Below are 6,366 nucleotides of genomic sequence, written 5' to 3'. Positions count from 1 at the left end.
ACAGCCGTGAACGTCGCCGGCCAGGCGCTCGTGCCCACGCTGGTGTCGAAGGAGCTGGGGATGCTGGACGCCGCCGTCTATGCCGGCGATGCGACGCCGGCGGTCGAGGCGGAGGCGGGCGCCGCCTAGGACGCCTTCTTGTGCTGCAGGGCGTAGGCCTGGGTGCCGCGGGTGAAGACCTTGTCGCCCGCGATCACGTCCTGGGGTTCCAGGTCCGCCTCTTTGCCCAGCGCCGCGTAGAGCGGCCCGAAGTCGGTCTCCAGGGTCTGGCGCAGCAGGTCGTCGAAGCTGTCGATGACGAAGTAGGTCTGCTGGTAGTCGTCGATCCGATAGCGCGTGCGCATCACCCGCTTGAGGTCGAAGCCGATACGGTTCGGCGACGGGTCGTCCAGCGCGAACACCGATTCTCCGAAGCTCGAGACGATGCCGGCCCCGTAGAGCTTGAGGTCGCCGCCCTCGCGGACCAGGCCGAACTCCACCGTGTACCAGTAGAGCCGGGCCAGCCAGTGCAGGGCGTCGAACGACATCGAGCGCAGCCCGCCCGCGCCATAGGCCTGCATGTAGTCGGCGAACACCGGGTTCGCGAGCAGCGGCACGTGGCCGAACACGTCGTGGAAGACGTCGGGCTCTTCCAGGTAGTCGAGCTGGTCGGGCCGGCGGATGAAGCGGCCCGCGACGAAGGTGCGGTTGGCGAGATGGCGGAAGAAGTCCTCGTCCGGCACGAGGCCCGGCACCGCGACCACGCGCCAGCCGGTCCGCGCCATCAGCACCTCGGACAGTTCCTCGAAGTCAGGGATGCCCGGCTTCGACAGGCGCAGCACGTCGAGGCCTTCCAGGAAGGCCGGCGTCACGCGGCCCTTCAGCATCTCCGCCTGGCGGGCGAAGAGCTTGTCCCAGGTGGCGTGTTCCTGCGCCGTGTAGGACCTCCAGTCCTGCGGGATCGTCCAGTCGGCGGCCGCGCCGGGGGGCGGCTTGAGCGCGGTGGTGGCCATGTCGCTATCGTCTCACCATTCGACCGCAATCGGCTTTCATTCTCGCGCCGTGGCGCTTATTCCGCGATACGAACCTTCAAGAGAACGCACGAGCATGAAACAGGATCGCGAACTCGACGGAATCGACCGCAAGATCCTGGCCGCGCTCCAGGAGGACGCCGCGCTCAGCCACGCCGAGTTGGCCGAGCGGGTGGGCGCGTCCAGCGCCTCGTGCTGGCGCCGCATCAAGGCCCTGGAGGCGGCGGGCTACCTGACCAGGACCGTGCGGCTGGTCGACGCGCAGAAGGTCGGGCGCGGGGTCAACGTGCTGTGCAACGTGCGCATGCGCAGCCACGACAAGGACGCCCGCGATGCGTTCGAGCGCTTCGTGAAGGGCCGTCCCGAGATCGTCGAATGTTTCTCGATGTCGGGCGACTGGGACTATCTGCTGCGGATCGTGGTGGCCGACGTGGCCGACTACAACGACTTCCTGATGCGCACGGTGCTGGGCCATCCCGGCGTCGCCGGCGCCTCGTCGCACTTCGCGCTGGCGATGACCAAGTACACCACGGCGCTCCCCGTCTGACGGCGCATCACGACGCCTCGTAGAGCGCCTTGGCTGCGGCCAGGTCCTGCACCACGTGGCCGAGGGACTTGTAGACGGTGATCTGGTCGGGCGACTGGCGGCCTTCCAGGTCGCCGGCCAGCACCTGGCCGATCTCGCCCACGACGTGGTCGTCGCCGACCAGGCCGGCCGCCTTCGCCTTCAGGAACTCGGCGCCCTGGGCCAGCACGCCCTCACGGCTGTCGGCGATGAAGCGCGAGCGGACCACCAGGTCATGGTCCACTTCGACCGGCCCCGGACCGCTGGAACCCACGAGGTTGACGTGGGTCCCGGGCGCGATCCAGGCGCCCTCCAGGATGGGCTCGCGGGCGTTGGTGACGGTGGTGACGATGTCGGCGCCATCCACGGCCTCGCGGACGCTCGACGAGGCGGCGACGGTTATGCTCAGCTCCGCGCCGATCTTCCCGGCGAAGGCGCGGGCGCGCTCTGGATCGCGGCCCCAGACCGTGATCGTCTCCAGCTTGCGCACACGGGCGATAGCCCGCGCGTGGGTCCCGGCCTGCTCGCCGTAGCCCAGGATCGCCATCCGGCTCGCCTCAGGCCGGGCCAGCGCGTCGGTGGCCACCGCGCTTGCCGCGGCCGTGCGGATGGCGGTGATCTCCCCGGCGTGGGCGATGCAGACCGGCGCGCCGCTCTCGCCGTCGAACAGCACGACCACGCCCTGGTGCGACTGGATCCCCTTGGCGAAGTTGCCCGGGAACACGCTGATCAGCTTGGCGCCGAACATGGCGTTCGGACCGAGCGCTCCAGGCATGATCCCGAACATCCGGCCTTCGCTCAGGGGCAGGATCGAGCGCAGGTGCTGGCGCGTCTCGCCCCTGGAGAAGGCGATCATCGCGTGCCGCACCAGCGGGATGCAGAGCTCGTAGGTCAGCCGCCGGGCGACCTCTTCGCGATCGATGATCCGCATCATGCGTCCCGTAACTATTTGATTTTACTTCGCCATCTGACGACTTCGCGCTGGCTGCGCGAGAACCTGTGTAAGTCGGGCCGCCCTAGCGGACAAGGCAAGCCGGCGGACATGGGTTCGGGGCGGGGTCCGCTTCGCTGCGCGCCCTGTCGGCGAGGATGACCTGCCGAGGGGGATGAAATACGATCGCCGCCCGACGCTCTTGCGTGGCCGCCTTCGCGCCACGCGAGGCTCCCGCAGAGGTGAGATGACGAAGCGCGCCGCGTAACCCGCCGAGACTCCGCTCGTCCCCCTGGACGCCCGGACCACGCCCTCCCAGACCCGTGCGCGCAACACCTTCGAGGCCGTGCTTTCGACGGCCGGGGAGTTGCTGGGTGAGGTCGGGTTCGAGCGCCTGACCACGAACCTCGTCTGCGAGCGCGCGGGCATGACGCCGCCCGCGCTCTACCGCTACTTCCCCAACAAGTACGCGATCCTGAGCGAACTGGCCCGGCGGCTGATGGACGCCCAGGACGAGGCGGTTTTCGCCTGGATCCGGACCGGCGGGCTCCAGGCGGCGAACCTCGAGGAGGCCGTCGCGAAGAACCGCAGCCTGCAGCAGCCGGTGAACGAGATCACCCGCCAGATTCCCGGCGGCATCTGGATCATGCGCGCCCTGCGCGCGGTGCCGCTGCTGCGCGACATCCGCATCGCCTCGCGCGACAACGTCGCCAGGCACATCAGCGAGCGGCTGACCGAAGTCTATCCCCAGGTCCCCGAGAGCGAGCTGTTCCGGGCCGCCCGGCTGACCACCGAGGTGGCCTACGCCGCCACCGAGATGGTGCTGGAGGAGCCGGGTCTGGACGAGGCGCGGATCAACGAGGACGTCTGCTGGATGGTCGCCATGCACTACCAGCGCCTCGCCGCGCGATACGCGCAGAGCCGCTAGGGCGTCTCCGCCACCGGGCCTCGGCGGGCCATGACCGCCAGGACCGCGACGATCAGCGCGAGGGCGGCTATCAAGCACGCCGCGGCGAACTTCATCGCCCCGCCGATGTCCGAGTCGCCCACCACCAACGAGGCGGCCAGCGGGCCGGCGCTGCTGCCCAGGAGCTGAGCGGCGCCCAGCTGCATCGCGGCGCGCCGTGAGGGGTCGATCGCGATCAGCAGCACGGTGTGGAACGGCAGCACGAACAGCCAGAGGAAGCCGAACGCCGCCACCAGCCCGAGGAACAGCGGCCCGGACGGATGGGCCGAGAGCGCGGTCACGAGGCCGAGGTTGATGACGCCAGCCCCGATCAGGACGTGGCTTGCCTTCAGGCGCGCGCCGGCCACCGTTGCCGCGAGGCCGCCCACCACCTGCATCGCCAGGGCCGCCGCCACAGCGTCGTGCGCCTGCACCGAGCTCAGTCCCACCGTGGCGGCCAGCGGCTCGAGGTAGACCCATATGGCGACGATGAAGGCCAGGTAGAGGAACACCGCCGCCAGTCCCGCCCAGGCCAGCGCGCTCAGTCGTCCGCCGCCCGTTTCGGCCCTGGGCAAGGGCGCGAAGGCCGGCGGCGCGGCGAACGCCGCAGCGGCCGCCGTCACCGAGATCGCCGCCAGCGTCAGCAGCGCACCGTCGACGCCCCACGACGTCATCACCGTTCGCGGCAGGACAGCCGCGAGCAGCAACTGCGCCAGCGTCTGAACCGTCACGAAGATCCCCGCCTGCCGCTCGGGCCGCGCGGAGCGGGCGATCATCCCCACCGTCGACCACAGCATCGCACCGGCGAACAACCCCGTGACCCCGCGCAGGCCGATCAGGGCGCTGTCGGCGACCCACAGGCTCGCGACGTTGCACAGCGCATGACCCATGCAGGCTAGCGCCAGCTTGGCCCGAAGCCCGGTCGGTTTCAGCACCGCGGCGCAGACCCCGCACGCCACGCCGAGGGCCAGCAGCTCGGCGGTGGCGGCGAGCCCGATGCCCGACGCCGACAGCCGCCCGGCCTCGGCGAGGCCGCCCAGCACCACCGGCTGCAGCCCCGCGATCAACAGGGCCACGACGCCGATGTAGAGCACCGGCAGGTTGAGCGGTTGCGGTGCGCGTAGGGCGCCGGCCGCCTCGCTCACAACTTTTGCCCGTACGACCGGAACCTGGTCATGATCTCGGCCATCTGGTCGTCCGAGAGGATGTTCGGCCCGCCGATGGCGAGGCAGCCCCAGTAGACGGCGGCCTGTTCCTCGATCTCCTCGGCGATCAGCAGGGCGTGGCCCAGGCTGGGCGCTACGGCGATCTGGCCGTGGTTGGCCATGAGGGCGGCGTTGCGTCCATCGAGCGCGGCGACCACGGCGTCGGCCAGGTCCTCCGACCCGAAGGTGGCGTAGGGCGCCACCGGCACGCTGGCCCCGCCGCTGACGCCGACCATGTAGTGGACCGCCGGGATCGGCTTGCCGGCGCAGGCCAGGATCGTCGCGTGGCGCGAATGGCAATGCACCACGCCGCCCACGTCGGGGCGCCGGCGCAGGATCTGCATGTGCATCCGCCATTCACTCGACGGCTTGAGCTGGCCCTCGGGGATGCCGTCGTCGGCGCCGACGAAAACCATCGATTCCGGCGTCAGGCGCTCGGGCGGCACGCCGCTGGGCGTCACCAGCATCCCGTCGCCGAACCGGGCGGAGACGTTGCCGGACGTGCCCCGGTTCAGGCCTCGCGCGTCCATCGCCCGCATGACCTCGACCATACGGGTCCGCAGCTTGCCTTCCTCAGTAGTGGACATCAGCCGGGCTCCTTCAGGGTCATCGCCTTCATGGCCTCGAGCACGCCGTCGTAGCTCGTGACCTTGCCAAGCGTCGCGAGGCCCTGCGCCACCAGCGCGGCCACGGCCGTGGCGAAGCGGCAGGCGTCCAGGGGCGCCAGTCCCCGGCTCAGTCCGGCGATGAAGCCCGCGCAATAGGAGTCGCCGCAGCTGGTCGTGTCCACCGGCGTGATGTCGTAGGCGGGCAGCGCCGTCCGCTCGGCCCCCAGCGCCACGTACGAACCCGCCCCGCCGTTCTTGATGATCACCGCCACCGCGCCCAGGCCCAGGAAAAAGTCCGCCGCCGCGTCCAGGCTGTCGGTCTTCGAGAGCGCGAAAGCCTCGCTGGCGCTGGGCATGAAATAGTCCACGTGCGGCAACAGCCGCTCCAGCTCGGCCAGGGCCGTCGGCTGCGGCGAGATGAGGTCGCAGGTCACCACCGCCCCACCGGCCTTCGCCGACTGCACGACCGCGAGTCCCGCGCCGCCGTCCAGCTTCGGCCCGCCGATCCCGGCGTAGTGCAGGAAGGCCACTTTGCCCGCCGCTGCGAGCACCGCCTCGCCCGTCGGCGCGAACAGCCCCGCGCCCAGGGCGTGGAAGTTGGGCCGCCGCCCGTTCGAGTCGATAGTGAGCACCGTGGCCGAGGTGGGGTAGCGCTCGATGACCCCCACAAGACCGGTGTCGACCCCCTGCTCCTCGAGACCCAGGCGCACCACCCGGCCCATGAAGTCGCCGCCTACGCTGCCGGCCAGGGCCGTTTTCACGCCCAGCCGCGCCGCGATCATGGCCGCACCGGCGGCCGTGCCGGCGGGCGCCACGGCGATCCCTTCGATGAGGCGCGTGCCCTCGCCGCTGGGCAGGGCGTCGATCGGCCTGGCCACCATGTCCAGCGTCGTCAGCCCGATGCAGAGAAGACCTTCGCCCATGTCCTACCCCTCCAAGCGCAGTTGATTTGTACCCCGATCACGATATGATAGTCAAAGCTATCTTTTTGCAACGAGGGCGGCGATGACCTGGACCAACAGCAAGAACAAGGCGCTGACCGAACGCGCCCAGGCGGTCATCCCCATGGGCATGTACGGCCACCAGTCGGTGCTGCTGCTG

General features: G+C 70.2%; 7 protein-coding genes. 2 read left to right on the top strand and 5 right to left on the bottom strand.

The annotated features are described in order from the left end of the window. Positions 1 to 125: 125 nt before the first annotated feature. The gene (gene phhA / locus VGD44_RS04180) at positions 126 to 992 is read right to left on the bottom strand and encodes a phenylalanine 4-monooxygenase (RefSeq protein WP_331084179.1); all 867 of its coding nucleotides are present in this window, start codon (positions 990 to 992) and stop codon (positions 126 to 128) included. 94 nt (positions 993 to 1,086) lie between these two features. Between phhA and VGD44_RS04175 the strand changes: the two genes are divergently transcribed. Further along, on the top strand, positions 1,087 to 1,557 hold the full coding sequence (locus VGD44_RS04175) for an Lrp/AsnC family transcriptional regulator (RefSeq protein WP_331084177.1): 471 nt from the start codon (positions 1,087 to 1,089) through the stop codon (positions 1,555 to 1,557). Positions 1,558 to 1,564: 7 nt separating this feature from the next. Here the strand turns inward: VGD44_RS04175 and VGD44_RS04170 are convergent, their stop codons facing one another. Beyond that, positions 1,565 to 2,506: an ornithine cyclodeaminase family protein gene (locus VGD44_RS04170; RefSeq protein WP_331084174.1), complete on the bottom strand. Its 942-nt coding sequence runs from the start codon at positions 2,504 to 2,506 to the stop codon at positions 1,565 to 1,567. A 346-nt stretch (positions 2,507 to 2,852) separates the two neighbouring features. On the opposite strand from VGD44_RS04170, the gene VGD44_RS04165 reads away from it, so the two are divergent. After that, positions 2,853 to 3,434: a helix-turn-helix domain-containing protein gene (locus VGD44_RS04165; RefSeq protein ID WP_331084172.1), complete on the top strand. Its 582-nt coding sequence runs from the start codon at positions 2,853 to 2,855 to the stop codon at positions 3,432 to 3,434. On the opposite strand, the gene VGD44_RS04160 is transcribed toward VGD44_RS04165, so the two are convergent. From VGD44_RS04160 to VGD44_RS04150, 3 genes are read right to left on the bottom strand one after another with little or no spacing between them, the layout of a single operon-like run. Continuing rightward, complete coding sequence (locus VGD44_RS04160; RefSeq protein WP_331084170.1) at positions 3,431 to 4,597, bottom strand: MFS transporter; 1,167 nt, start codon at positions 4,595 to 4,597, stop codon at positions 3,431 to 3,433. The two genes, VGD44_RS04165 and VGD44_RS04160, sit on opposite strands and share 4 nt — an antisense overlap. Further along, the gene (locus tag VGD44_RS04155; RefSeq protein ID WP_331084168.1) at positions 4,594 to 5,244 is read right to left on the bottom strand and encodes a class II aldolase/adducin family protein; all 651 of its coding nucleotides are present in this window, start codon (positions 5,242 to 5,244) and stop codon (positions 4,594 to 4,596) included. Before VGD44_RS04155 ends, VGD44_RS04160 begins: the two co-directional genes overlap by 4 nt. Then, positions 5,244 to 6,188 carry a carbohydrate kinase family protein gene (locus tag VGD44_RS04150; RefSeq protein ID WP_331084166.1) on the bottom strand — a complete coding sequence of 315 codons (945 nt, stop codon included), beginning with the start codon at positions 6,186 to 6,188 and terminating at the stop codon, positions 5,244 to 5,246. Before VGD44_RS04150 ends, VGD44_RS04155 begins: the two co-directional genes overlap by 1 nt. Between the last annotated feature and the right edge of the window lie 178 nt (positions 6,189 to 6,366).

Origin of the sequence: Phenylobacterium sp. (genome assembly GCF_036402295.1) — a bacterium.
GTDB lineage: Bacteria > Pseudomonadota > Alphaproteobacteria > Caulobacterales > Caulobacteraceae > Phenylobacterium.
The sequence above is the reverse complement of the archived record's forward strand: the minus strand, read 5'-3'. Positions and strand labels throughout refer to the sequence as shown.